The sequence below is a fragment of the Rhizobium sp. CC1099 genome, from assembly GCF_029714385.1.
Classification (GTDB): domain Bacteria; phylum Pseudomonadota; class Alphaproteobacteria; order Rhizobiales; family Rhizobiaceae; genus Rhizobium.
Genome location: NZ_CP121641.1, coordinates 2,639,137 through 2,662,865, shown reverse-complemented (window position 1 = coordinate 2,662,865; position 23,729 = coordinate 2,639,137). Strand labels below are relative to the sequence as shown.

Sequence of the window (23,729 nt, the reverse complement as noted above, 5' to 3'; positions counted from 1 at the left end):
CCGGGGACGCCGAGCTGGAGGTCGATTCTCATGAGGAGCTGGATTTTTCTCCAGGCTGAACTTGGCAATTTTCACCATCGCGGCACGATTTTCAGCTTTGCGCTGAAGATGAGTTTTGCCGCCGTTATCCTGTCGATCCTGTTGATCCTCGCAGTGATGCCGCTGCTTGCCTTCCTCGGCGTGCTGCCGTTCACGCTCGCTCTTACCATCAGCTACAGCATCGCGCTGTCCTGGCTTCTCAGTGGCATTGTCTGCGGAATTCTTTCGCTGATCGTCGGCCATGCAATGCATCAGCTGACGGTATCGCGCGCGGAGTTCGAAAAGCTCAGCCGGATCGATATGCTATCCGGCCTGTTGAACCGCCGTGCGTTTGCCGAAGCGCTCGACAGCATCGATGACGGCGCCTCGCTGGTGATTTTCGATGTCGACCGTTTCAAGGCGATCAACGACCGTTTCGGCCATGCCTGCGGCGACGCCGTCATCATAGCCGTTTCCGCAATTCTCGCTTCGGCATTCGACGGTTCTTCGGTTGTTGCGCGTCTCGGAGGCGAGGAGTTCGGCGTAATCGTTTCAGGCGGTGACGTCGAAGAACGGCTGCAGAAGATCGAAGCGGTGAAGACGCAGATTGCCCGACGGTCGATCGCTGCCGACGGCTGCGACATATCGATCACTATTTCGGCCGGTATTGCCGATCTTCTGCCCGGGCGCAGCAAGGAGGCCGTTTATGCGTCCGCCGACAAGGCGCTTTATCTGGCAAAAGCGCTCGGCCGCAACCGCGTCGTTCATGAAAGGAACGCGCTGGACCACACATGGCATCACCATCTGGTCGAGGGCGGCCTTGGCGTCCAGGGTGCAGTGCCAGATTTCGACGATACGCAACGCGCCTATGGCATATAACGGCCGCGAAAGCATTGGCGCTTGCGCTGCCAGGCGCTATTTTGCATGGTCTTGATCTCACAGAAACGGACATGTCATGCAGCGCGTCACCTCCTATCTTCCGGCCGGAACCCCGTCTTCCAATCCTATCGGCAAAGTCGTCCTGCCCCATGATCTGAGGCATCTGCGCCGTAAGCTCCTGCATCTCGATAACGGCGACATGGTCATGCTCGACCTGAAGGAGCCGGTGCTGTTTGCAAGCGGCGACATGCTGGTGCTCGAGGACGGCGAACTCATCGAAATCCAGGCTGCGGACGAGAAGCTTTTCGAGATCAGGGGCCGGGACCGGCTGCATCTCATCGAGCTTGCCTGGCACCTCGGCAACCGCCACCTCGGCGCGCAGATCGAAGAGGAGCGCATCCTGATCTTGCGCGACCACGTGATCCGGTCGATGCTCGAAGGGCTCGGAGCGACGGTCAGCGAGGTCGCCGAGCCTTTCCAGCCCGCCCGCGGCGCCTACCATTCACACGGCGGCCACTCACATGGGCACGACCACGGCCACCACGCGCATGATTGAACTGCAATGAGCGAGAGCGGCGACCTGCAGGCCTTGCTGCGTCTCATGGCATGGCTCTCGCCGGCCTTTCCGGTCGGCTCGTTTGCCTATTCCGGAGGACTCGAGCGCGCCGTCCATGACAGGCTTGTTACGGATGCAGCCTCGCTGGACGGATGGATCGAAACGCTACTTTCGCATGGGAGCATCTGGAACGATGCCGTGCTCTTTGCAGCGAGCTGGCGGGGGCAATCGGATGCAGGAGTGCTTGCGGAGCTTGCCGCGCTGGCGGAGGCTCTTGCCGGCTCGCGGGAGCGCCATCAGGAAACCACGCTGCTCGGCGATGCCTTTCTGGCGGCGGCGCGCGCCTGGCCCGATACCGTCGTTGATCGCCTGCCGCAGGCCGTTGCCTATCCCGTTGCCGTCGGCGCAGTCGCCGGAGCGCATGGCATCGACCTGCAAAATGCGCTCGCAGCCTTCCTGCATGCCTATGTCTCGCAATCGGTCTCGGCGGGCATCCGGCTCGGCGTTGCCGGGCAGAAGGACGGCGTGGCTATCCTTGCGCGGCTGGAAGAGGCGATTGCCGCGACCGCTCACCGTGCGTCAGGCTCGACGCTCGACGATCTAGGTTCGGCGGCGGTTCAGGCGGATATCGCCTCGCTGCGGCACGAGACGCAGACAACGAGGCTCTTCCGCTCCTGATCGGAGCTCTGCGCTATTTGCCGGTGGCAGCGCCGTTATCCGGACGCTATCATCGGCCGAATTGGAGTGTGACATATGAAATCAAGAAACGGACCTCTTCGTGTGGGCATCGGCGGGCCTGTCGGCTCTGGAAAGACGGCGTTGACGGAGAAGCTCTGCAAGGCGATGCGTGACGACTATTCTATCGCCGTCGTCACCAATGACATCTACACGACCGAGGATGCCGAAGCGCTGATGCGCATGCAGGCGCTGCCGTCTGACCGCATCGTCGGCGTGGAAACCGGCGGCTGCCCGCATACGGCAATCCGCGAAGATGCGACGATCAATCTCCAGGCGATCGCTGGACTGAATGAGCGTATTCCGGACCTCGATGTCGTCTTCATCGAATCCGGCGGCGACAATCTGGCAGCGACATTTTCGCCCGATCTAGCCGATATCACCATCTATGTGATCTCCGTCTGCCAGGGCGAGGAAATCCCCCGCAAGGGCGGGCCTGGCATCACCAGGTCGGACCTTTTGGTGATCAACAAGAAGGACCTCGCACCGTATGTCGGCGCCGATCTCGACGTCATGGACCGCGATGCGGCGCGCATGCGCGAGACGCGTCCTTTCGTCTTCTCTGACATGAAGCGTGGCGAGGGCATCGGCCCGATCGTCAGCTTCCTGAAGGAGCAGGGCGGGCTCTAAGAACGGACGCGTCCCTGGTTCCTGTATCTCCCACATGGCGACGGCGTTAGTTAGCCTCGTCGTCGTCCACGGGCAGGAAATGCGTTTCCCACTCGCTTTCCGGAATTTCTTCGCCAACTGAAAACTCGAATGCGACGATCGCCTCGATAGCCGGCGCGGCCTCGCATTTGTATTTGTATTGCACCAATGGCAGTTGCTTCGAAATGCGCCGCCATCGGCTTGAAGGTGGTCGGCAAGTCCGCCGGTCGTCAAGAGGAGCGTCGCACCAACTCTTGCGGGAAATGCTTGCTGGAGATGTTCCTTTTGCCGTTTCTCCTGCCGTGGCGCTGGAATACGAGGACGTTCTGAAGCGGCCAGGTGTTCTTGGTGATGAACCATGGCTAAGCGAGGACGAGATTGACACTGTGCTGGATGCGGTTTTCAGTCAGCTCATCTCGTTTCTCCATGGTTTCGTTTCAGACCGTTCTTGGCCGATCCGAAGGATGACATCTACATTGAATGCGCTTTGACGGCTGGTGCGACATTTGTCGTAAGTAGTGACAGGCACTTCCTACATCCAGCCGTGAGGGCATTCGGTATGTCTGTCATGAGAGCCGGAGATTTTGTGGCAGAACTAACGAGAAGGAGACAGCCAACATGAGTACCTATCCTCTCAGAATAGCAGATCATGTCATGGAAGAAGCTAAGCGAGCAGCGGCGGAAGACAACGTATCACTGAACCAGTTGCTTTCGGCGTTTATCGCTGACGGCATTGGTCATCGACGTGCCATCATGAGCCTGAAAAAGCGGGCGGCACGCGGAAATGTCGATGCCGCGCTTGCCATCCTTGATCGCGCACCTGATGTTGATCCTGATCCCGGTGACGAACTGGCCGAGGCACAGGGAGCATCGAGCTTCCGTCATCCAAGGCGGCTGAATCAAGCCGCCTTTCTTTTCGCTGCTTACCTTTGTTTCGTAGATTTGACAGGAAACCCGCTCACAACGGCGGCTGCAAGCAGCTTTCGCGATTCCAATTCCACATCAATGAAAGGCCGGGTTCGCCCCGGCCTTTCATTGTTCAGTGCAAGCTTACTCCGCCGCGAAAGGCGGCAGGCGGAGCACGTTCTTGTCGTTGGCATTGGCGCTCTTGCGCTTGCCTTCCGGGTGCTCGATCGCCTCCACCCGTTCGCTGAGAGCGCCGACAGCTTCCGTCAGTTCCTCTCGGGACATCGCCAGTTCCTCCTGATCCTTCTTGCCGACGAGGCGGCCGAAGAGCCAGCCGAGCAGGAGCGAGAGGTCGTCCATGATCAGGAAGAAGGACGGCACGACGACGAGTGAAAGCACCGTCGAGACGATGATGCCGCCGATCACGGCGATCGCCATCGGCGCACGGAACGAACCGCCTTCGCCGACGCCGAGTGCCGAGGGCAGCATGCCGGCGGACATGGCGATCGAGGTCATGATGATCGGCTGGGCGCGTTTGCGGCCGGCCTCCACCATAGCTTCGACGCGTGTCATGCCGTGACGGCGCATTTCGATTGCGAAGTCGACGAGCAGGATGGCGTTCTTCGTCACGATGCCCATCAGCATGAGGTTGCCGATCAGAACCGGCATCGAGAGCGGATTGTTGGTGATGATCAGAGCAACCGCCACACCGCCGATTGCCAGCGGCAGCGAGAACAGGATGGTAAACGGCTGGATCACATCCTTGAACAGCAGGATCAGGACGGCCAGAACCAGCATCAGGCCCATCAGCATCGCGTTGACGAAGCTCTGCTGCATTTCCTTCTGGACCTTTGTGTCGCCGCTTTCGACAAGCTGCACGGTCGATGGGATATGGGTGTCCTTGACGATCTGCAGGAAGCGAGCCGATGCCGTATCGAGAGCCACGCCCTGCGGTAGGTCGGAGCCGATCGCGACGACGCGATTTCGGTTGTTGCGTTTGATCGAGCTCGCGCCTTCCGCATAGTCGATGTCAGCCACGGTCGAGAGCGGCACGATCGCGCCGCTCGCCGTCTGGATCTTCAGCGCACGGATGGCCGCAAGATCGCGCCGCATATCGATTGCGGTCTGAACGCGGATCGGGATCTGGCGGTCGTCGAGGTTGATCTTGGCAAGCGCCGCATCGACGTCGCCGATCGTGGCGACACGGATCGTATCGGAGATCTGCTCCGGCGTGATGCCGAGGCGGGCGGCCTGGTCCTTGCGGGGACGAACCTGCAGTTCCGGACGCGGCAGGGCGCCTTCGGCACTGACGTTTGCCAGCAGCGGTTCTGCACGCAGCTTCGATTCCAGAAGGCCGACAGCCTCGTTCAGATCCTTCTCGTTCTTGGAGAGGAAGTTGAACGACAGGTCACGCTCGCCGCGGTCGTTGAGCTTCAAGATTCGAACGTCGGGAATATCCTTCACCCTGGCGAAGACTTCCTTTTCGATATCCCATTGCGGACGTTCGCGACCATGAACCTCGACCTTGGGCAGATGCGGGCCGATGACCGGGATGGAGCCAAAGACATCGTTGATAACCCTCTTCACCAGCGAGTGGTCCAGCTTGAAGAGCGAAAGCGTGATCGTTGCACGGCGCAGTTCAAGGTCGCCCTTGGGGGATGCGCCGCCGAGAACAAAGACGCTTTCGACGCCGTTGATGTCCTTGACCTTGTTGTAGATCGCGTTGGACGTCTGGTCAGTGTCTTCGAGCGTCGCGTTCGGCGGCAGCTCGACGGAAAGCACGATGCGGGACGCATCTTCCGGCGGTAGGAAGCTGCCGGGAACCTGGGCAAGCAGTGCTACCGAACCGATCAGGAAGGCGATCGCCGCAAAGAGCGTCGCATAGCGCGTCCACCAGCGGGCGGTCGTGGCGCGCACGAGACGCGTATAGCCGCGGAAGAAGAGGCCGTCATTGTCATGATGGTCGTCCTGGCCATCTTGCGGGCGCATCAGGTAGGCGGCCATCATCGGAGTGATGAGACGTGCCACGACGAGCGAGAAGAACACCGAAAAGGCGACCGTCAGGCCGAACTGGATGAAGTACTGGCCGGGAATGCCCGGCATGAACGAGACCGGTACGAAGACGGCAATGATCGTGAACGTCGTGGCGATGACGGCGAGACCGATTTCGTCCGCCGCTTCGATCGCCGCCCGATAGGGGGTTTTGCCCATCTTGATGTGCCGGGCGATGTTTTCGATTTCCACGATCGCATCGTCGACGAGGATACCTGTCGCGAGCGTGAGCGCGAGGAAGCTGACGAGGTTCAGCGAGAAGCCCATCAGGTCCATGATCCAGAATGTCGGGATCGCGGACAGGGGGAGGGCGATCGCCGAAATCAGCGTTGCGCGCCAGTTCCGCAGGAACAGGAACACGACGACGACCGCCAGCAGCGAGCCCTCCATCAAGGTGTGGAGGGCAGCTTCATAGTTGCCGTAGGTGAAGTAGACGGAGTCGTTGATCAGCTCGATGCCGACATTTGGATTTTCCGCACGCACCTTGTCGAGGCTTTGCGCCACCGTTTCGGCGACGCTGACTTCGCTGGCGCCCTTGGAGCGGAAGACGCCGAAGGTAACGACGGGCGTATCGTCGAAACGCGAGAAGGATTTCGGTTCCTGATAGGTGTCTTTGATGGCGCCGAGTTCGGCGAGCTTGACGAAACGGCCGTTCGGCAGGGCGATCGTCGTATTGGCGAGTTCCGCCACGTTGCGGGCGTCGCCGAGAACGCGGATCGCCTGCTCGCTGCCCGCGACCTGGCCGCGTCCGGAGCCGAGGTCGACGTTGGTTCCGTGCAGTTGCTTGTTCACGCTGGCGGCAGTGATGCCGTAGGCGTTCAGCTTGTCGGGGTTGAGCTCGATGCGTACTTCACGTTCGGCACCGCCATAGCGGTCCACGCGGCCGATGCCGGCCTGACCTTGGAGGGCGCGCTTGATCGTATCGTCGACGAACCAGGAGAGTTCCTCGAGCGTCATGTCCGGCGAGGACACGGCAAAGGTCTGGATCGCCTGGCCTTCGACATCGACCTTGGCGACGATCGGTTCCTCGACATTGGCCGGAAGATCGCTGCGGATGCGGTCGATCGCGTCTTTGGTGTCCTGGACCGCCTGCTCCGTCGGCACTTCCATGCGGAACATCACGTTGGTTTGCGACTGACCGTCGGTGACCGTGGACTGGATTTCGTCGATGCCGTTGATCGAGGCGACGGCGTCTTCGATCTCCTTGGTCACCTGCATTTCGAGTTCGGCAGGCGAAGCGCCGCTCTGCGTCACGGTGATCGAGACGAGCGGCACGTCGATGTTCGGGAAGCGCGTGATCGGCAGCTTGTTGAAGGACTGAATGCCGACAAAAAGCAGCAGCGCGAAAAGCAGCAGCGGCGCTACGGGATTTCGGATGGACCAGGCTGAAAAGTTCATCGGGCCGTCTCTCAGTTGGAAGCAGCGGGCTGTTCGCGAACAGGCGTAATGCGGTCGCCGTCGCGGACATAAGCACCGGCCTTGGCAACGACTTCCTCGCCGTCCTTCAGGCCCTTCACAATCTCAATATAGGCGCCGTCCTGGATACCGGTTTCCACTTCGGCGAATTTCACAACTCCGTCTTCGACCTTGCGGGCGGACGAGCCTTCACTGCTCGTCAGGACAGCCGAAAGCGGCAAAGCCACGTTCTCGGCCGTCTTCATGATGATTTCGGCGCTGCCGTACATGCCCGAACGCGCCTTGCTGTCATCATCGATCAGGATATGGACGAAGCCGAGGCGCGTCGTCGGATCGACCGTCGGCGAAACGAGGCGCACCGAACCCGTTAGCTTGTCGCGGCTGCCGGCAAGCGAGATCGTCGCCTTCTGGCCCGGCTCGATCTTGATGATATCGCTCTCGCCGACTTCGGCGACCAGTTCGATATCGTCGTCGCGGATGACGGTGAAGAGTGGTTCGCCCGAACCCAGGGCGATCGCGCCGACCTTGGCGTTCTTTGCCGAAACCGTGCCTGCGACTGGCGTCCTCACATCGGTGCGGGCAAGCCTCAAATCCGTGTCGGCGATCTGGCTGTCGACGACCTTAAGGTCCGCCTGGGCAACTTCGATCGCCTGCTCGGCGGAGTTCACACGGGCGTTGGCAGAAGCGGCAGCGGCATCTGCCTGTTCCACCGTCGCAGTGGACACCGTGCCCTTCTTGCCCATTTCCTGCGCGCGGGCCTGCTGCTGGCGGGCCTGCTCGGCATTCGCCTCTGCTTCGACCAGTTGTGCCCGCAACTGCGCGAGCGTTGCTTCGCCCTTCGCCTTGGTTGCCACCATCTGGCTCTTTTGCAAGAGCAGCGCGTCGTCGTTCAGCGTCGCAAGCGTACTGTCTGCTGCAACCTTGTCGCCGACATCGGCATTCAACGCGCGGATTGAAAGGCCCTCGACCTGCGGCTGGATATAGACTTCCTCGACCGGCTTCACGGTGCCGGTCGCAACGACACGGTCGACGAGCGTGCGAATTTTGGCGGTGGTCACGACGATCGCCGGCAGGTTCTGCTGCGGTTTCGTGGTTGCGGTTTCCTGCGCGAAAGCGGGAGTTAGCGCGAGCGCGGCGATCAAAAGGGTGGAGGCGCGTAGTATAGTCAGCGTGCGTGCCATGCGTCGTGATCCAAATTATATGACATAGTCAGCCAAAATCGCGCGTTGTCCCTCAGCTCGCGAACAGGCCATTTCGTCTCTGTGTTCTCAGAGGCATTCCCGCATTATTTGCCGTCTCTATTACAGAGAAGTCACTCCTCCGGCAAATCCGGCTTGTACTTGGTATCGATTTGCTCGACGCGCAAGACCGGCAGAAAATAATTCCCCTATCCGAACATACTAATTGCCGTTTACGTCCAGATCAATCACCGCATGGTTATGTGGTCATTCCGATGATTGATCGCAGCCGTATATTCCTAATGACGTGCGAAAGCCTGCCGATGCGACATCGTCCCCGAAATTTTTGAAGCGACGTTAAAAAACCGAAAACGCGCGGGTGTCGCCGCGCGTTTCCATTTTTGCATTGGCTGGAATTACTTCGCAGCCGCGTCCGTGATCTCGTGCGTCCAGGCGCCGGCCGGCTCCTTGGTGATGATCTTCTGGTCGAGAAGAGCCTTGGCCGTGCGATCGTAGAGCGCTGGGTCGAGCTTGCCGGTGCCGTCGCCGATCAGCTTGGCGATTTCGCCCATCATGCGCTTCTGGTGGTTCTCGTCCTGGCCGCCGGCATCGACGACGATCTCGGCTGCTTCATCCGGGTTTTCGGTCGAGTATTTCCAGCCCTTCATCGAAGCCTTGACGAACTTGACCATCTTTTCCTTGAAGGCCGGGTCCTTGAGCTTGTCTTCCATTGCGTAGAGACCGTCTTCGAGAAGGTCGTTGCCCATTTCCGTATAGTTGAAGACGATCAGCTCTTCCGGCTTGAAGCCCGCATCGATCGCCTGCCAGTATTCATTGTAGGTCATGACCGAGATGCAATCTGCCTGCTTCTGCAGGAGCGGCTGCACGTCGAAGCTCTGCTTCAAGACGGTCACGCCATCCGCGCCGCCGTCGGTCTTGAGGCCGAGCTTGTTCATCCAGGCGAAGAACGGATATTCGTTGCCGAAGAACCAGACGCCAAGGGTGCGGCCCTTGAAATCGGCTTCGGACTTGATCGGGCCGTCCTTGCGGCAGATCATCTCCATACCCGACTTCTGGAAGGGCTGGGCGATGTTGACGAGCGGCACGCCCTTTTCGCGGGCAACCAGCGCGCCACCCATCCAGTCGACGATCACGTCGGCGCCGCCGCCGGCAATGACCTGTTCGGGTGCGATGTCCGGACCGCCCGGCTTGATGTCGACGTCGAGGCCCTCTTCCTCGTAATAGCCTTTTTCCTTGGCGACGTAATAGCCGGCGAACTGGCTCTGCGTGACCCATTTCAGCTGCAGCGTCACCTTGTCGGCGGCCATTGCATGGGCAGCCGCGAGCGACATTGCGCTTGCCATCATTGCAACCATCAGTTTTTTCATTTTCTTTTCCCTCTGAAGTTATGCCCAATCCCATTTGCGAGAATAAAGCGACGTCTAGCCACCACGGATAGACGGATGCCAGAAAGTCACCGCCCTTTCGGCGAGGGCGACGGCTCCATAGAAGATCGAGCCTGCCAGCGCCGCAACGGCGATTTCGGCCCAGACCATGTCTACATTCATGCGCCCGATCTCGGTGGAGATGCGGAAGCCCATTCCGACGATCGGCGTTCCGAAGAATTCCGCAACGATGGCACCAATCAGCGCCAGCGTCGAGTTGATCTTCAGCGCATTGAAAATGAAGGGCATGGCTGCCGGAAGCCGGAGCTTCAGCAGCGTCTGCCAGTAGTTCGAGGCATAGGTGCGCATCAGGTCGCGCTCCATGCTGCCGGACGCGGCCAGGCCCGCGACGGTGTTCACCAGCATCGGGAAGAAGGTCATGATGATGACGACGGCGGCCTTCGACGGCCAGTCGAAGCCGAACCACATGACCATGATCGGCGCCACGCCGATGATCGGCAGCGCCGAGACCATATTGCCGATCGGCAGCAGGCCGCGGCGCAGGAACGCCACGCGATCGGCCAGGATCGCGACGATAAAGCCACTGGCACAGCCAACGGCGTAGCCGATCAACACGGCCTTGAAGATCGTCTGCCTAACGTCTTCGCCGAGGATCTGCAGCGACCCGGCGATACGTGCGCCAATAGCGCTTGGCGGCGGTAGGAGCACGAAGGGAATGCCCGCCCCGCGGGTCGCCGTTTCCCAAAGGATCAGGATCCAGGCGCCGAAGATCGCGGGGATCAGCAGGCGCAGGAACGAGCTTTCGAAATTCGAGGCAGGCTTGATCTCGCAAAGCACGGTGACGCAGCGCCAGGCAAGCAGCCAGCAGGCGGCGATCAGGAAGAAAAAGGATTTCGCCGCCATGCCTTCGTTGCCGGCCATGCCGGAAAGCAGCATCCAGGCGGCTTCATGAGTGCCGATCAGCAAAACGGTCGCGGAATAGAGCCGCGGCAGAGGCGCTACCGAAATGAGGGCGGATGCCGCGACGATGACGACGACAAGTGTCACCGTTTCATCGCTGAAGGGGCGGGGGGCGGCTTCGCTGAGGAGCGGCAGCGAGAGCAGCGCCGCGCCGCAGAGAAAAAGAGCGACCACGGCCTGCCAGGAGATATTCAGCTTCTTCATGCCGGCCTGCCTCCCATGGCGCGATCGACGAACTTCGACACGAGGCCGACGATCGCAACGAGCATGGCCGCCAGCACGGAGCCTGCCACGAGTGCCGCCCAGATATCGATCGTCTGGCTATAATAGGAGCCCGCCAGCAGCTTCGAACCGATGCCGGCGACCGCGCCTGTCGGGAGTTCGCCGACGATTGCGCCGACGAGGCTCGCGGCAATCGCCACCTTCATCGACGTGAAGAGGAAAGGGATCGAAGCCGGGACGCGCAGCTTCCAGAAGGTTTGCAAAGCGGTCGCATTATAGGTGCGCATCAGGTCGAGATGCATGATCTCCGGCGAGCGCAGACCCTTCACCATTCCGACCGCGACGGGAAAGAAGGAGAGATAGGTCGAGATCAGCGCCTTCGGGATCAGGCCGGTGATGTTGATGGCGCCGAGCACCACGATGACCATCGGCGCGATCGCCAGGATCGGCACCGTCTGCGATGCGATGATCCACGGCATCAGGCTACGGTCGAGCGTCTTGATATGCACGATGCCGACGGCGATCGCGATGCCGAGCAAGGTTCCGAGCGCAAAGCCGAGAACCGTCGAGGACAGTGTCACGCCGGCGTGGTAGACGAGGCTGCGATTGCTGGAGAGTTTTCTGAGGAAGGTGTTCTCGAAGACATTGCTTGCCACCTGATGCGGCGCCGGCAGGATCGGCTTCGGCTGCGAGAGCGTCTTTTCGACGAATTCCATCGCGGTAGAGGTGACGTTGCCGCGCTGATCCATGTCCCGCTGGAAGGGCGCGTTCATGAAGACCGCCGCGACGTACCAGACGACAATGAGCGCCAGCAGGATCGTCAGGACGGGGATAAATTTGTCCTTGAGGGTATCGGGTTTCATAGGCCTGCCCTCCTACTCCTCATAGCTATGCCCCGCCCTTAGCCCCTCACGCACGCGGTGAGCGATTTTCAGGAATTCCGGGGTTTCGCGGATGCCGAGGGGGCGCTGCGCCGGGAGCGTGGAGTCGATGACGTCGGTGACGCGACCGGGGCGCGGGGACATGACGACGATCTTCGTGGAGAGGTAGACGGCTTCGGGGATCGAGTGGGTGACGAAGCAGATCGTCTTGTTGGTGCGCGCCCAAAGCTTCAGAAGCTCTTCGTTCAGGTGGTCGCGGACGATTTCGTCGAGTGCGCCGAAAGGTTCGTCCATCAACAGCAGGTCGGCGTCGAAAGCCAGTGCGCGGGCGATCGAGGCACGCTGCTGCATGCCGCCGGAAAGCTGCCAGGGAAATTTCTTCTCGAAGCCGGAGAGGTTAACGAGATCCAGTGCCTCGGCGATGCGCTTTTTCTGGTCGGCGGCGGCATAACTCATGATTTCCAGGGGGAGCGCGATGTTCTTCTCGATCGTCCGCCACGGATAGAGCGCCGGCGCCTGGAAGACGTAGCCATAGGCGCGCGCCTTGCGGGCGTCGTCCGGCGTCATGCCGTTGACGGTGATCTCGCCTGAGGTCTTCTTCTCCAGATCGGCGATGACGCGCAGGAACGTCGTCTTGCCACAGCCGGATGGACCGATGAAAGAAACGAAATCGCCCTTGCGGACATCGAGATTGACATCGCTCAGCGCATGCACCGGCCCGTCATTCGTCTGGTAGGTGAGACAGAGATCCTTTGCGGATACGACGGATGCTTGCATCGATGCTTTACCAGTCCTGTTTTCCCCGCGTCGCCGCGGTTTGCGTGCTATGATGATCGCCGGTTTTCTTTGCCGCGGCAAATTTCATGGAGAATGACGATGGATGCGAAGTCAAAGCCCACCTGCCACATCATTCGCCCCAGCCACGCCTATAGCGGCAAGCAGGGGCTGAGCTACTTCGAGGGCATCGCTGCGGAAACGGTCGGCGCGAAGGGCATCTGCATGCATCTTCTGACGATCCCACCGGGCGTACGCGCCAAGGCGCATCTGCACGAGGCGCATGAAACGGCGATTTACATGCTCTCCGGCGAAGCGCACACCTGGTACGGCGATGAGCTGGAGCATCATGTCGTCGTCCATGCCGGCGAGCTGTTTTACATTCCGGCGGGCGTCCCGCACCTGCCGGCGAACTTCAGCAGCACGCCGTGCACCGCGATCATCGCGCGGACAGATCCCAACGAGCAGGAAAGTGTCGTGCTGCTGCCGGAACTGGATAGATTGGTGGAGGGGTGAAAAATACCCCCCTCTGCCCTTCCGGGCATCTCCCCCACAAGGGGGCAGATCGGATGGAGGACGCTCGTCGATCCCCATGAAAGCGCCGGGCGCATTGTGCCGTTCAACTACGGTGATGCGGTAGCCGCATGTTCCTGCTCTCCCTTTTTGTGGGGGAGATGTCACGAAGGGGCAGAAGGGGGTATCCCGCACGCTCGACATCCCTTCCGATCACACGCCGCTTGCCGGAATGCCGGTGCGCTCGACCTTGCGCGGCGCGGTGACTTCCTTCCAGGTCGACAGCGCCTTGCTGACGGCGGTGACCGGTTCGCGCTTGACGAATTCGCCATGGCCCTCGCGGGTCTTGATCGTGTCCTCTTCAATGGCGACGACGCCGCGCGTCAGCGTGTAGCGCGGCAGGCCGGTGACCTGCTTGCCTTCGAAGACGTTGTAGTCGATGGCCGACTGCTGGTTTTTCGAGGTGATGGTCTTTGCGCGCTTCGGGTCCCAGACGACGAGATCCGCGTCGGCACCAACGAGGATCGCGCCCTTCTTCGGATAGATGTTGAGGATCTTCGCGATGTTCGTCGAGGTCACGGCGACGAATTCGTTCATCGTCAGCCGGCCGGTATTGATGCCATAGGTCCAGAGCATCGGCATGCGGTCTTCAAGGCCGCCAGTGCCGTTCGGGATCTTGGTGAAATCGCCGACGCCGAAACGCTTCTGGTCGGTCGTGAAAGCGCAATGGTCGGTCGCGACGACCTGTAGCGAGCCGGAGGCAAGGCCAGCCCAGAGGCTATCCTGATGCTGCTTGTTGCGGAAGGGCGGTGACATGACGCGGCGGGCGGCGTGATCCCAGTCCTTGTTGAAATACTCCGTCTCGTCGAGCGTCAGGTGCTGGATGAGCGGCTCGCCATAGGCGCGGATGCCTTTCTGGCGGGCGCGGCGAATCGCTTCGTGCGCCTGTTCGCAGGAGGTGTGGACGATATAGACGGGGCAGCCGGCCATGTCGGCAATCATGATGGCGCGGTTGGTCGCCTCGCCTTCCACTTCGGGCGGCCGGGAATAGGCGTGCGCTTCCGGGCCGTTGTTGCCTTCGGCCATGAGCTTTGCCTGCAATTGCGCGACGACGTCGCCGTTTTCGGCGTGGACCAGCGGCAGCGCGCCGAGTTCGGCGCAGCGCCGGAAGGAGGAATACATCTCGTCGTCGTCCACCATCAGCGCACCCTTGTAGGCCATGAAATGCTTGAAGGTGTTGATGCCCTTATCCTGGACGACGGTCTTCATCTCATTGAAGACCTGCTCACTCCACCAGGTGATTGCCATATGGAAGGAATAGTCGCAGTTGGCGCGGGTCGATTTGTTATCCCACATCGTCAGCGCTTCAAGTAGCGACTGGCCGGGCGAGGGCAGGGCGAAATCGACCACCATCGTCGTGCCGCCGGAAAGGGCCGCGCGCGTGCCGCTCTCGAAATCGTCGGAGGAGTAGGTGCCCATGAACGGCATTTCGAGATGCGTATGTGGGTCGATGCCGCCCGGCATCACGTAGCAACCGGACGCATCCAGCGTCTCATTGCCGGAAAGGTTCGGTCCGATCTCGACAATCCTGCCGTCTTCGATCTTCACATCGGCCGTGTAGGTGAGGTCGGCCGTGACGATGGTTCCGCCCTTGATGACTGTGCTCATTCTCCGAACTCCCTGGCGCTGCGCGGTGCCTGCGCAAGCTGTTTATCCAATGACTGGCGGTAGCGGATGCAGCCGCGCATGAACTGGGGCCAATCCGGCACGATCTGGCCGCCTGTGGGTGAATCCGGCAGAAGCGCCCACATGTCGGGGTGATGCCAACAGAGCTCGTGCATGGACGTATCCCGGTGGGTGCGGATCGCACGGCGCATGGCGCGGGCTGCCGAAAGCAATTCCGCATGCGTCATGGTATTCAGATCGGCATCCGCATCGGCCGTCATCTGACGATCTCCGCCGTCTCGGCCACGGCATGAAACAGCACGTCCGCACCGGCGGTCGCCCATTCCTTGGAAATCTCCTCCGCCTCGTTGTGCGACAGGCCGCCGACGCAGGGGCACATGATCATCGTCGTCGGCGCGACCTTGGCAGCCCAGCAGGCGTCGTGGCCGGCGCCGGAGATGAGGTTCATGTGGCTGTAGCCGAGCCTTTCGGCGGCGTCGCGCACGGCGGTGACGAGCTTCGGATCGAAGGTCACCGGTTCGAAATGGCCGATCGCCTCGATCGAACAGCCGACGCCCAGTGCATCGGCGATCTTCGGCGCTTCGGCCTCGATCTTGGCGCGCATGCGGTCGAGCTTTTCCTTGTCAGGCGAGCGGATGTCGACGGTAAAGATCACCTTGCCGGGCAGCACGTTGCGGGAGTTCGGCGAGAAGAGCACCTGGCCGACGCCGCCGACGGCGCCCGGCTGCTCGCTCATGGCGACCCCTTGTACCATCTCGAAGATGCGCGCCATGGCAAGCCCGGCATTGACGCGCATGTTCATCGGCGTCGAGCCCGTATGGGCTTCCCTGCCGGTCAGCGTGAATTCGAGCCACCAGAGGCCCTGACAGTGGGTGACGACGCCGATCTGCTTCTCCTCGGCTTCGAGGATCGGACCCTGCTCGATGTGATATTCGAAATAGGCGTGCATCTTGCGGGCGCCGACTTCTTCGTCGCCGAGCCAGCCAATGCGCTTCAGCTCGTCGCCGAACGTCTTGCCCTCGGGATCCTTGCGGCCATAGGCATAGTCCAGCGTGTGAACGCCGGCGAAAACGCCGGAGGCAAGCATGGCCGGGGCGAAACGGGCGCCTTCCTCATTGGTCCAGTTGGTGACGACGATCGGGTGCTTCGTCCTGATGCCGAGGTCGTTCATCGTACGGACGACTTCGAGCGCACCGAGCACGCCGAGCACGCCATCATATTTGCCGCCGGTTGGCTGGGTGTCGAGATGCGAGCCGACATAAACGGGGAGCGCATCGGGATCGGTGCCAGGACGGGTTGCGAACATCGTGCCCATCTTGTCGACGCCGACGGTCAGGCCTGCGGCTTCGCACCATGTGCGGAAGAGGCTGCGGCCTTCGGCATCGGAGTCCGTCAGCGTCTGGCGATTATTGCCACCGGCAATTCCGGGGCCGATCTTTGCCATGTCCATGAGACTGTCCCAGAGACGGTCTCCGTTGACGCGCATATTCTCGCCTGGTGCTGCCACCATGTCTGAAATCCTCACCTGTTTTTTACGGTCATGCAAAGAACATGCGCCGTCTGTTCCCATCGTCAATTCCCGGCGCGCTTGTTTGTTTTGTTACGCTGGAAAATCGCCAGTTGCCTTTGTTTTGCATCTGACAGATAATTTGACCGATTGGTAAACATTACAGCTTCCCGCGCCGGGCTCAAGACGAAAATCAGGAAAAATTCAGACAAAATTGCAGGGAGTTGCTCAAAAGGACGGCAGAAGGAACGGTTCGACTGAAGCAATTGAATTTCAAGGGGAAACGAGAGCCAGATGGCAATTCCGAGAGCAGCGAAGACCCAGCGGCGCACGCGGATCCAGGAGGAGAAGGAAGAGCAGATTCTGGAAGCTGCGCTCGATGTGTTTTCCGCCAGGGGTTTCCGCGGCTCGACGATCGACCAGATCGCAGAGGTGGCCGGCATGTCGAAGCCGAACCTGCTCTATTACTTCCGTACCAAGGAGGCGATGCACCGGGCGCTGATCGACCGGGTGCTCTATACTTGGCTTGAGCCGCTTCGCGCCTTCAATGCCGAGGGCAATCCGGAGACCGAAATCCGCAGCTATATTCGCCGCAAGCTGGAATTGGCGCGCGACTTTCCTCGCGAAAGCCGGCTGTTTGCAAACGAGGTGCTGCAGGGCGCGCCGCATATCGAAGACGAGCTGAAGGGTCCGCTGAAGCAGCTCGTCGATGAGAAGGCCGAGGTCATCCGCGCCTGGGCGAAGGCCGGCAAGATCGCCAAATGCGATCCCTACCATCTGATCTTTTCGATCTGGTCGACAACGCAGCATTATGCCGACTTCGACGTCCAGGTGCGCGCCGTACTCGGACAGGAGCATGCCGGGGCAGGGCGCTTCGAGGATGCGGCGCGCTTCCTCGAGCAGCTCTTCATCGGCGGGCTGATGGTTCGCCCGGCCTGACAGCCCTCTTCAGTGGTGCTGCCTCACCCGGTCAGGCGGCGAATGGCTTCAAGCGTCACGCCGATCGTCTCCGCGCCATGGCGTTGCACCGCGGAAAACGGCAGCGATCGTCCGCGCATCAGTTCAGACCAGGCCTGGAAGCTCTTGTGGAAGGTGAGGGCGTGGCTGTCGGCGTCGTGTTCTGCTGGCCCTGGCGAACCGCCAGCCCAATGAACCGTTCGCAGCATTTCCTGGCGGAAGAATACGATATAATCGCGCGGTGGCTGCGAGGTCGGAATGGCCATCAATCCGGCGACGTCGCCATTCAATTCCGCCTCGGGCCAGAGTTCGGCAACACGATCGGTCGCGAATACATGGCCGGATACCTTGCGGTTCAGCGTATCGATCAGCGCAGAGAATTGCTGCTGAGTGGGAGCGAGCCCTGAAAGCGCCGTGCGGCCACCGATCCAGACGCCGATGCCGTCTGCCGGAACAGCGCCCGCGATCACTTCGGCCAGCCAGGCCGGATCATCGGGCAGGCCGGTATTGTCCGCAACGGCGGCCAACAGCCGCTCGACGATCTTTCGCGCCCCGGTTTCGAATTCCAGCGCTAGCCGGCACTCCCGGGTTTCGAGCCGCGAGGCGAACATCAGGGCGAAGAGTTCCGCCGTCAAGCGCCGTTCGACGGGGAGCAGGCGGGCAGCATAATGATGGCAGGCAAACAGGCCCCAGAGCCTGCCATCCACGACGATCGGAACCGAAAACGAGGCGGCGACGCCCATGTCCTTCAGGTGGTCGATATGGCCCGACGGGCTCGCACGCAGGAGCGACAGGGAAAGATCGATCGCCCGGCCGTGCGCGTCGAGTTCCGGCACGACCGGAACCGGCGCGGCATCGACATCGGCGATGATGCGGAAGAGATTGCGGGCATAGAAGGCGCGCTCCTGGGCCGCAATGTCGGTGGCCGGAAAGTGAAGGCCAAGCAAGGATCCTATGCCGGGTCTCGCGGCTTCCGCCACGATTTCGCCGGACCCTTCGTCATCGAAGCGGTAGACCATCACGCGGTCGAAGCCGGTAATGCCGCGCGCTTGCCGGGCGCTCTCGCGGAAAAAGGCTTCCAGGGTCTGCGCTTGGTCGATGCGCGCCATCATGGCGGGCATCGACAGCGTCGAGCCGCCTTGGCCCTCGCGCTGCGACGGTTCGGCCTCGATGACGATCTCACCCTCGCTGCAGTGCAGAGCCACGTCGAAAATGGGGCCGCCCTCCGCAAAGGCGATGCCGGACAGCCGCTCGATCATGACCGGACCTCGGATGACGGTCAGCCGGTTGCGGATCGTGTGCAGCGTCCTGGACATGATGATGCCGGAGAGGGGCTGCCCAAGCCCCTGTTCGCAGCCTACGCCAAGAAACTGTTCGAGATTAGCCGACGCGCGGACGATTCTCCAGTCGGCGGAAGCTGCAAGCAGGAAACCGAAGGGCTGGATGGCGGCGCGCTGAAGGATAGCTCCCCCGTCGCAATTCGTCAGGTCCGCACCGTTGCAGGCTTTGCTCACGAGACAGGAGACTCCGGTTCCGTTTCAGTTACCCCATTTCGGCGTAACAAGGAAAGGGATATACGGCGGAAACGCACTATTTCCAGTGAATACACCAAAAAATTCAGAGGGTTCCGAGACTTTCTTCGCTAACTCATGAGAGCCGGGAGCTTCGCGGCCAAGGTGTCGATCACGAGCCGAACCTTCGGCTGCATTGCAGGCGACTTTACCCAGACGACATTGGCGTCAAAGGCAACAGCCGCAATATCGGTCAGGACCCGGCGAAGCTCGCCGGATGCAACGCGGTCCCGCACGAGCCAGCACGGTAGCCAGGCAAGGCCGACGCCTTGTGCCGCGGCGTCGGCGATGGTGGCAAGATCGTCGAGCCGCAGCCGCGATCGCGGCAACACCTGCCGGAAGGGTTCGGCGTTTGTCGGGAATATCCAGGTGCGGTTTCGATCCTGCCTCCCATAGACGATGCCGTCATGGGTTTCGAGGTCTTCGAGCTTGGCTGGAATGCCGCAGCGTTCGAGGTAGCCCGGCGAGGCGCAAACCGTCATGCGCTGCTGGGCGATGACGCGCACCATCAGGCCGGGATAGTCCCCGAGAGGGCCGTTGCGCACGGCAATATCGAAGCCGTCTTCGACCAGATCCACGATCCGGTCGTTGAAGGAAAGATCAAGTTCGAGATGCGGATGCTCGTCGAGCAGCTTGATGAGTATCGGCGCCACACACTGACGGCCGAAAAGAACCGGCATTGTGACCCGCAGGCGCCCGCGCACCTCCCGCTTGCCGCTTTCGAGAAGCGCTTCGCCACGCGTGATCTCCTCGACCGCGCGCAGGCAGTGCTCGTAAAAGAACTGGCCTTCCTCCGTCAGGCTCTGCGCTCTGGTCGTGCGGTGAAACAGGCGCACACCAAGCCTCTGTTCCAGCCGTGCGATCGTCTTTCCGACGGCTGAGCGCGTCAAATGAAGCCGCTCGGCGGCTGCGGAAAAGCCGCCTGCTTCCGCGACCTCGACAAACACCGATATGCCTTTGAGTTGTTCCATTATTGGATCCTTTAGGGAAACATTTTGTGGAATTAATAACGCAACTGTCGATCAAATTTCAACGATATGCTTCGGCTCCGTCAACCGAATGGAGTGAGAAGAATGTTGGCAAAGCAATGGTCGATCGACAATATCGGACCGACGAATCTGATGGTGCGTGAAGCGGCGGTCGAAGAGGCGAGCGGCAACAAGGTGCTGGTCCGTGCCGAGGCCGTATCGCTGAACTATCGCGACAAGCTGGTGCTGGAGACCGGCATGGGTCTGCCGCTGCAGTTTCCGTTCGTTCCGGCATCGGACCTTGCCGGCGTGGTCGAAGCTGTCGGCCCCGGCGTCACGCGCTTCAAGCCGGGCGACCGCGTCATCACGACCTTTCTTCCCGGGCGCATCAACGGGCCAGGCCTCGGCGATGCCCGCCATCCGCCCTACAAGACGCTCGGCGGATATTACCCGGGCGTGCTTTCCGAGTATGTGACCTTTTCCGAGGACTGGTTCGTTCACGCGCCCAAGACGCTCGATGCCGTTGAGGCGAGCACGCTGCCGTGCGCAGGTCTGACGGCGTGGTTCGCGCTCATCGAACTCGGCAGGCTGAAGGCGGGCGACAAGGTGGTCATTCAGGGAACCGGAGGGGTGGCGCTCTTCGGTCTTCAACTTGCCAAGATGCACGGTGCCGAAGTCATCATCACCTCGGCAAATGCCGAGAAGCTCGAGCGCGCCCGTGCTCTCGGCGCCGATCATGGGATCGGCAGGGAGAATTGGGCCGAAAGCGTCCTCGAACTGACGGAGGATTACGGCGCCGACCACATCTTCGAAATCGCAGCCGGCGCCAATTTCGGCGAGTCCCTAAAGGCTGTGGCGGTCAACGGCCGGATTTCGGTGATCGGTGTCATGGATGGCTTCGATCTATCTGCGCCAGTGCAATCGCTGCTATTGAAGTCGCCGACGGTACAGGGCCTCAGCGTGGGACACCGCCGCGCGCTGGAGGACCTGGTCCGCGCCGTCGACCGCACCGGCCTGAAGCCGGTGATCGACAAGCGCTACAGCTTCGACGAACTGCCAAAGGCGCTTCAGCACCTCGATCGCGGCCCTTTCGGAAAGATGGTCATCGAGTTTTGAGTTGGGTTCTCCACTCCCGTCAGAGCATTCTGGCGGGAGCCCCGGCTACAGCCACTTCGCCCGGCGGAACAAGGCGAAGAGCGTTACGCATAAGGTTGCGATCACGCCCAGCACCACGAAATAGCCGTACTGGAATTTCAGTTCCGGCATATCGTTGAAATTCATCCCGTAGATACCGGCGATCGCCGTCGGAACAGCAAGGATCGCCGCCCAGGAGGCGAGCTTGCGGGCAATCGCGGTCTGTTCGGTCTGGCCGATCATCACGCTGGCTTCGAAGGCGAAGGCGAGGACTTCACGCAGCGCGTCGATATCCTCCTGGACCCGGCGCACATGGTCTGTGACGTCGCGAAACAGCGATTGAAGCGTCGAGTCCATACCCGGAAGGTCGATATGCTCATAGCGGCGACAGACGTCCACGAGCGGCACGACGGCATTGCGCAGCCGCAGCAGCTTGCGCCGCAGCATGTAGAGGCGCTCGATGTCGACCTTTGTAAGCTGTTCGCGCAGCATCAGATCTTCGAGCGTCTCGACTTCTTCCTGCACCACTTCGATCACCGGCATGTAGTTGTCGACGATGAAATCGAGGATGGAATAGAGAATGTAGTTCTCCCCATGGGCGAGCGCGGCCGGCGTCGCCTCGCACCGCTGCCGCACCGCCAGGTAAGAGGACGATGCGCCATGGCGCACGGAAACGACATAGCCCCGGCCGACGAAAAGATGGGTTTCGCCGAAGACGATTTCGCCGTCCTTCATGTGGGCGGTACGGGCAACGATGAACATGGCGTCGCCATAAATCTCCAGCTTCGGGCGCTGATGCGGCTGGGCAGCATCCTCGATCGCCAGTGGGTGGAGATTGAATTCGGCCTGTACCTGGTGCAGCAGCATCTCGTCCGGCTCGTGCAAGCCGATCCAGACGACTGCATTCTCGTGCGTTCGCCATTCGCCGGCCTCTTCTATCCGGATATCGCGGATGCGCTGTCCCTGCTGGTAAACGGCAGCTGCCACGACCCCCGGACGGGCAGAGGGCGACGATGCGGGCGCAACCGCGCCGGTTTCCGCGCGAGCGGAGGTGCTGTTCAGATCTTTGGTTCGTTCCAAAACCGTCTATTCCTCCCACTGCGGCATCCCCGGCCGATTGCTGCCCAAACGCAAAGAACCATAGCTCCATTTTGCGAAATACGCATCCGCAATAGCGTTAAACGAGGTCCGTCACTGCGCGGCCATTGGGGCTTCACCGTCCGTAAAGGCGAAGCCCTCGTCAGCCCAGCCGGTCATGCCACCGATCATGACCTTGACGGAGAGGCCGAGCCGCGCCAGGCGCAGCGCCGCCTTGTCGGTGCCGTTGCAGTGGGGCCCGGCGCAATAGACGACGAAGAGCGTATCGGCCGGCCACTCCGACATGCGGTGGGCGGTCATCTTGCCATGCGGCAGGTTGATCGCGCCCGGCACATGCGAGCGGGAAAAGAGCGCCGGGGATCGAACGTCGATAAGGACGAAGTCAGCCTTGCCCGAGGAAATGGAGGCCTGGACGTCCCAGCAGTCCGTTTCGAAGGCGAGCTTGCGGGCGTAGTAGGCGGCGGTTTCCTCCGGGGAGGCGGCGGGTGTTTCGCTGACGGGGCTCGCCATGGTTTTCCTTTCACGGTTCGAGTTGCCGCCGACCATCGCCGATGTTATGGCATGGCGAAATTGGCTTTAATGACGGTTAGCGTAAAGATCATGCCAAATTCGCCCAGACGTCCGCATGTCGTCGTGCTTGCCTATGACGGGCTATGCACTTTCGAATTCGGTATTGCTTACGAAGTCTTCGGTCTTCCACGTCCCGAAATGGGCGAGGGCTGGTATCATTATTCGGTCTGCGGCGTCGAACCGGGGCCGCTCCGTGCTTCGGGCGGATTGAGCGTTTCGGTCGATCGGGGCCTGGAGGTTCTGGCCGAAGCCGATCTCATCGTCGTGCCGGGCTGGCGGTCGATCGATGCGCCGGTGCCGGAGCCGTTGATCGATGCGCTGCGTCAGGCTCATGAGCGCGGTGCCCGTATCATGTCGCTCTGCTCCGGCGTTGCCGTGCTTGCCGCTTCCGGTCTTTTGAGCGGCCGGCGTGCGACGACGCATTGGCGCTATGTCGCGTCGCTCGCAGCGCGCTATCCGCAGATCGCCTTCGATGCGAACGTTCTCTACATGGACGAGGGCAGTATCCTGACGGCCGCGGGCAGTGCGGCCGGCATCGATCTCTGCCTGCACGTCGTGCGCGGTGATTTTGGCGCAGAAGCCGCAAACAGCGTGGCGCGCCGTCTGGTGCTTCCGCCGCATCGCGAAGGCGGGCAGGCGCAATTCATCAGCGCGCCCGTGCTCGAAGAGCGGGAGGGAATGCGGCTCGGGCCGCTGCTCCAATGGATGCGGGAGCGGCTGGACGAGGAGCAGTCGATCAGCCTGCTGGCGCAAAAGGCGGGCATGAGCCTGCGCACCTTCCAGCGCCGCTTCGAAACGACGACGGGCCTCAGCGTGGGCGAATGGCTGCTCAAAGAGCGGCTTCGCCATGCCCGCAATCTCCTGGAAAAGGAACTCGCCGCATCGCTTGACGATATCGCCGCCGCCAGCGGCTTCGGCACACTGGCGACGATGCGGCATCATTTCCGCAAGCGGCTCGGGACAAGCCCGAGTGCCTACAGGAAGTCGTTCGGGGTTTAGTTGCGGGGCGCCATGATGCTGCCCCTCACCCTCACCTCGCATGCGGGGAGAGTTACGTACCATCCTAAAGGTCGAATGCCCAAACGGTGCGGCAT

The 23,729-nt window shown here is 61.3% G+C and carries 23 protein-coding genes; 9 read left to right on the top strand and 14 right to left on the bottom strand.

Features of this window, described 5'->3' with window-relative positions:
* The first annotated feature begins 30 nt into the window (after positions 1–30).
* The 5 genes from QA644_RS13585 (at position 31) to QA644_RS13565 (ending at position 3,327) form a co-directional block, all read left to right on the top strand.
* The gene (locus QA644_RS13585) at positions 31–897 is read left to right on the top strand and encodes a GGDEF domain-containing protein (protein ID WP_283068959.1); all 867 of its coding nucleotides are present in this window, start codon (positions 31–33) and stop codon (positions 895–897) included.
* A gap of 76 nt (positions 898–973) precedes the next feature.
* Positions 974–1,453: an urease accessory protein UreE gene (ureE, locus tag QA644_RS13580; RefSeq protein WP_039845664.1), complete on the top strand. Its 480-nt coding sequence runs from the start codon at positions 974–976 to the stop codon at positions 1,451–1,453.
* 6 nt (positions 1,454–1,459) lie between these two features.
* Positions 1,460–2,131: an urease accessory protein UreF gene (locus QA644_RS13575; RefSeq protein ID WP_194727788.1), complete on the top strand. Its 672-nt coding sequence runs from the start codon at positions 1,460–1,462 to the stop codon at positions 2,129–2,131.
* Positions 2,132–2,206: 75 nt separating this feature from the next.
* Entirely contained in the window at positions 2,207–2,818 is a 612-nt protein-coding gene (ureG, locus tag QA644_RS13570; protein WP_039845662.1) for an urease accessory protein UreG, read from the top strand.
* 272 nt (positions 2,819–3,090) lie between these two features.
* Entirely contained in the window at positions 3,091–3,327 is a 237-nt protein-coding gene (locus QA644_RS13565; protein ID WP_283068954.1) for a hypothetical protein, read from the top strand.
* Positions 3,328–3,529: 202 nt separating this feature from the next.
* Here QA644_RS13565 and QA644_RS13560 read toward each other — a convergent pair whose 3' ends face one another.
* The 7 genes from QA644_RS13560 to QA644_RS13530 form a co-directional block, all read right to left on the bottom strand.
* A complete protein-coding gene (locus QA644_RS13560) occupies positions 3,530–3,721 on the bottom strand; it encodes a hypothetical protein (protein WP_283068952.1) in 192 nt (63 codons plus the stop codon).
* A 165-nt stretch (positions 3,722–3,886) separates the two neighbouring features.
* Entirely contained in the window at positions 3,887–7,192 is a 3,306-nt protein-coding gene (locus QA644_RS13555) for an efflux RND transporter permease subunit (protein WP_283068950.1), read from the bottom strand.
* 11 nt (positions 7,193–7,203) lie between these two features.
* Positions 7,204–8,391, bottom strand: coding sequence for an efflux RND transporter periplasmic adaptor subunit (locus tag QA644_RS13550; RefSeq protein WP_239597779.1), 1,188 nt, complete (start codon positions 8,389–8,391; stop codon positions 7,204–7,206).
* Positions 8,392–8,804: 413 nt separating this feature from the next.
* Positions 8,805–9,776, bottom strand: a complete 972-nt coding sequence (locus tag QA644_RS13545) for an ABC transporter substrate-binding protein (protein WP_074069263.1) — start codon at positions 9,774–9,776, stop codon at positions 8,805–8,807.
* A 54-nt stretch (positions 9,777–9,830) separates the two neighbouring features.
* Positions 9,831–10,958 (bottom strand): ABC transporter permease, encoded by a 1,128-nt coding sequence (locus QA644_RS13540; protein WP_283068947.1) that lies wholly within the window; start codon positions 10,956–10,958, stop codon positions 9,831–9,833.
* A complete protein-coding gene (locus tag QA644_RS13535; protein ID WP_074069261.1) occupies positions 10,955–11,839 on the bottom strand; it encodes an ABC transporter permease in 885 nt (294 codons plus the stop codon). The genes QA644_RS13540 and QA644_RS13535 overlap by 4 nt, the downstream gene beginning before the upstream one ends.
* A 12-nt stretch (positions 11,840–11,851) precedes the next feature.
* On the bottom strand, positions 11,852–12,634 hold the full coding sequence (locus QA644_RS13530; protein ID WP_194727782.1) for an ABC transporter ATP-binding protein: 783 nt from the start codon (positions 12,632–12,634) through the stop codon (positions 11,852–11,854).
* A gap of 99 nt (positions 12,635–12,733) precedes the next feature.
* On the opposite strand from QA644_RS13530, the gene QA644_RS13525 reads away from it, so the two are divergent.
* Positions 12,734–13,147: a cupin domain-containing protein gene (locus tag QA644_RS13525; protein ID WP_194727781.1), complete on the top strand. Its 414-nt coding sequence runs from the start codon at positions 12,734–12,736 to the stop codon at positions 13,145–13,147.
* A gap of 210 nt (positions 13,148–13,357) precedes the next feature.
* Here the strand turns inward: QA644_RS13525 and hydA are convergent, their stop codons facing one another.
* The 3 genes from hydA to QA644_RS13510 are packed head-to-tail and all read right to left on the bottom strand — an operon-like array spanning position 13,358 to position 16,340.
* A complete protein-coding gene (gene hydA / locus QA644_RS13520) occupies positions 13,358–14,812 on the bottom strand; it encodes a dihydropyrimidinase (RefSeq protein WP_074069258.1) in 1,455 nt (484 codons plus the stop codon).
* Positions 14,809–15,090 carry a hypothetical protein gene (locus QA644_RS13515; protein WP_074069257.1) on the bottom strand — a complete coding sequence of 94 codons (282 nt, stop codon included), beginning with the start codon at positions 15,088–15,090 and terminating at the stop codon, positions 14,809–14,811. The genes hydA and QA644_RS13515 overlap by 4 nt, the downstream gene beginning before the upstream one ends.
* Positions 15,087–16,340: a Zn-dependent hydrolase gene (locus QA644_RS13510; RefSeq protein ID WP_194727780.1), complete on the bottom strand. Its 1,254-nt coding sequence runs from the start codon at positions 16,338–16,340 to the stop codon at positions 15,087–15,089. The genes QA644_RS13515 and QA644_RS13510 overlap by 4 nt, the downstream gene beginning before the upstream one ends.
* A 291-nt stretch (positions 16,341–16,631) precedes the next feature.
* Here QA644_RS13510 and QA644_RS13505 point away from each other — a divergent pair, with 291 nt between their 5' ends.
* Positions 16,632–17,276: a TetR family transcriptional regulator C-terminal domain-containing protein gene (locus QA644_RS13505; protein WP_074069255.1), complete on the top strand. Its 645-nt coding sequence runs from the start codon at positions 16,632–16,634 to the stop codon at positions 17,274–17,276.
* Positions 17,277–17,299: 23 nt separating this feature from the next.
* Here the strand turns inward: QA644_RS13505 and QA644_RS13500 are convergent, their stop codons facing one another.
* Positions 17,300–18,808 carry a GAF domain-containing protein gene (locus tag QA644_RS13500; RefSeq protein WP_283068942.1) on the bottom strand — a complete coding sequence of 503 codons (1,509 nt, stop codon included), beginning with the start codon at positions 18,806–18,808 and terminating at the stop codon, positions 17,300–17,302.
* 128 nt (positions 18,809–18,936) lie between these two features.
* Positions 18,937–19,836 carry a LysR family transcriptional regulator gene (locus QA644_RS13495; protein ID WP_283068941.1) on the bottom strand — a complete coding sequence of 300 codons (900 nt, stop codon included), beginning with the start codon at positions 19,834–19,836 and terminating at the stop codon, positions 18,937–18,939.
* 102 nt (positions 19,837–19,938) lie between these two features.
* Here QA644_RS13495 and QA644_RS13490 point away from each other — a divergent pair, with 102 nt between their 5' ends.
* Complete coding sequence (locus QA644_RS13490; protein WP_283068939.1) at positions 19,939–20,949, top strand: NAD(P)-dependent alcohol dehydrogenase; 1,011 nt, start codon at positions 19,939–19,941, stop codon at positions 20,947–20,949.
* 45 nt (positions 20,950–20,994) lie between these two features.
* Here the strand turns inward: QA644_RS13490 and QA644_RS13485 are convergent, their stop codons facing one another.
* Together QA644_RS13485 and QA644_RS13480 are read right to left on the bottom strand one after the other, a co-directional pair.
* Entirely contained in the window at positions 20,995–22,047 is a 1,053-nt protein-coding gene (locus QA644_RS13485) for a magnesium and cobalt transport protein CorA (protein WP_283068937.1), read from the bottom strand.
* 111 nt (positions 22,048–22,158) lie between these two features.
* Positions 22,159–22,575 carry a rhodanese-like domain-containing protein gene (locus QA644_RS13480; RefSeq protein WP_239597796.1) on the bottom strand — a complete coding sequence of 139 codons (417 nt, stop codon included), beginning with the start codon at positions 22,573–22,575 and terminating at the stop codon, positions 22,159–22,161.
* Between the two features lie 69 nt (positions 22,576–22,644).
* On the opposite strand from QA644_RS13480, the gene ftrA reads away from it, so the two are divergent.
* A complete protein-coding gene (gene ftrA / locus QA644_RS13475) occupies positions 22,645–23,634 on the top strand; it encodes a transcriptional regulator FtrA (protein ID WP_283068935.1) in 990 nt (329 codons plus the stop codon).
* The last annotated feature ends 95 nt before the right edge of the window (positions 23,635–23,729 follow it).

Coding starts and splice junctions, on each gene's coding strand:
- QA644_RS13585 (WP_283068959.1), top strand. CDS start 31: ATGAGGAGCTGGATTTTTCTCCAGGCTGAACTTGGCAATTTTCACCAT.
- ureE (WP_039845664.1), top strand. CDS start 974: ATGCAGCGCGTCACCTCCTATCTTCCGGCCGGAACCCCGTCTTCCAAT.
- QA644_RS13575 (WP_194727788.1), top strand. CDS start 1,460: ATGAGCGAGAGCGGCGACCTGCAGGCCTTGCTGCGTCTCATGGCATGG.
- ureG (WP_039845662.1), top strand. CDS start 2,207: ATGAAATCAAGAAACGGACCTCTTCGTGTGGGCATCGGCGGGCCTGTC.
- QA644_RS13560 (WP_283068952.1), bottom strand. CDS start 3,721: ATGACGGAAGCTCGATGCTCCCTGTGCCTCGGCCAGTTCGTCACCGGG.
- QA644_RS13555 (WP_283068950.1), bottom strand. CDS start 7,192: ATGAACTTTTCAGCCTGGTCCATCCGAAATCCCGTAGCGCCGCTGCTG.
- QA644_RS13550 (WP_239597779.1), bottom strand. CDS start 8,391: ATGGCACGCACGCTGACTATACTACGCGCCTCCACCCTTTTGATCGCC.
- QA644_RS13545 (WP_074069263.1), bottom strand. CDS start 9,776: ATGAAAAAACTGATGGTTGCAATGATGGCAAGCGCAATGTCGCTCGCG.
- QA644_RS13540 (WP_283068947.1), bottom strand. CDS start 10,958: ATGAAGAAGCTGAATATCTCCTGGCAGGCCGTGGTCGCTCTTTTTCTC.
- QA644_RS13535 (WP_074069261.1), bottom strand. CDS start 11,839: ATGAAACCCGATACCCTCAAGGACAAATTTATCCCCGTCCTGACGATC.
- QA644_RS13530 (WP_194727782.1), bottom strand. CDS start 12,634: ATGCAAGCATCCGTCGTATCCGCAAAGGATCTCTGTCTCACCTACCAG.
- QA644_RS13525 (WP_194727781.1), top strand. CDS start 12,734: ATGGATGCGAAGTCAAAGCCCACCTGCCACATCATTCGCCCCAGCCAC.
- hydA (WP_074069258.1), bottom strand. CDS start 14,812: ATGAGCACAGTCATCAAGGGCGGAACCATCGTCACGGCCGACCTCACC.
- QA644_RS13515 (WP_074069257.1), bottom strand. CDS start 15,090: ATGACGGCCGATGCGGATGCCGATCTGAATACCATGACGCATGCGGAA.
- QA644_RS13510 (WP_194727780.1), bottom strand. CDS start 16,340: ATGGTGGCAGCACCAGGCGAGAATATGCGCGTCAACGGAGACCGTCTC.
- QA644_RS13505 (WP_074069255.1), top strand. CDS start 16,632: ATGGCAATTCCGAGAGCAGCGAAGACCCAGCGGCGCACGCGGATCCAG.
- QA644_RS13495 (WP_283068941.1), bottom strand. CDS start 19,836: ATGGAACAACTCAAAGGCATATCGGTGTTTGTCGAGGTCGCGGAAGCA.
- QA644_RS13490 (WP_283068939.1), top strand. CDS start 19,939: ATGTTGGCAAAGCAATGGTCGATCGACAATATCGGACCGACGAATCTG.
- QA644_RS13480 (WP_239597796.1), bottom strand. CDS start 22,575: ATGGCGAGCCCCGTCAGCGAAACACCCGCCGCCTCCCCGGAGGAAACC.
- ftrA (WP_283068935.1), top strand. CDS start 22,645: ATGACGGTTAGCGTAAAGATCATGCCAAATTCGCCCAGACGTCCGCAT.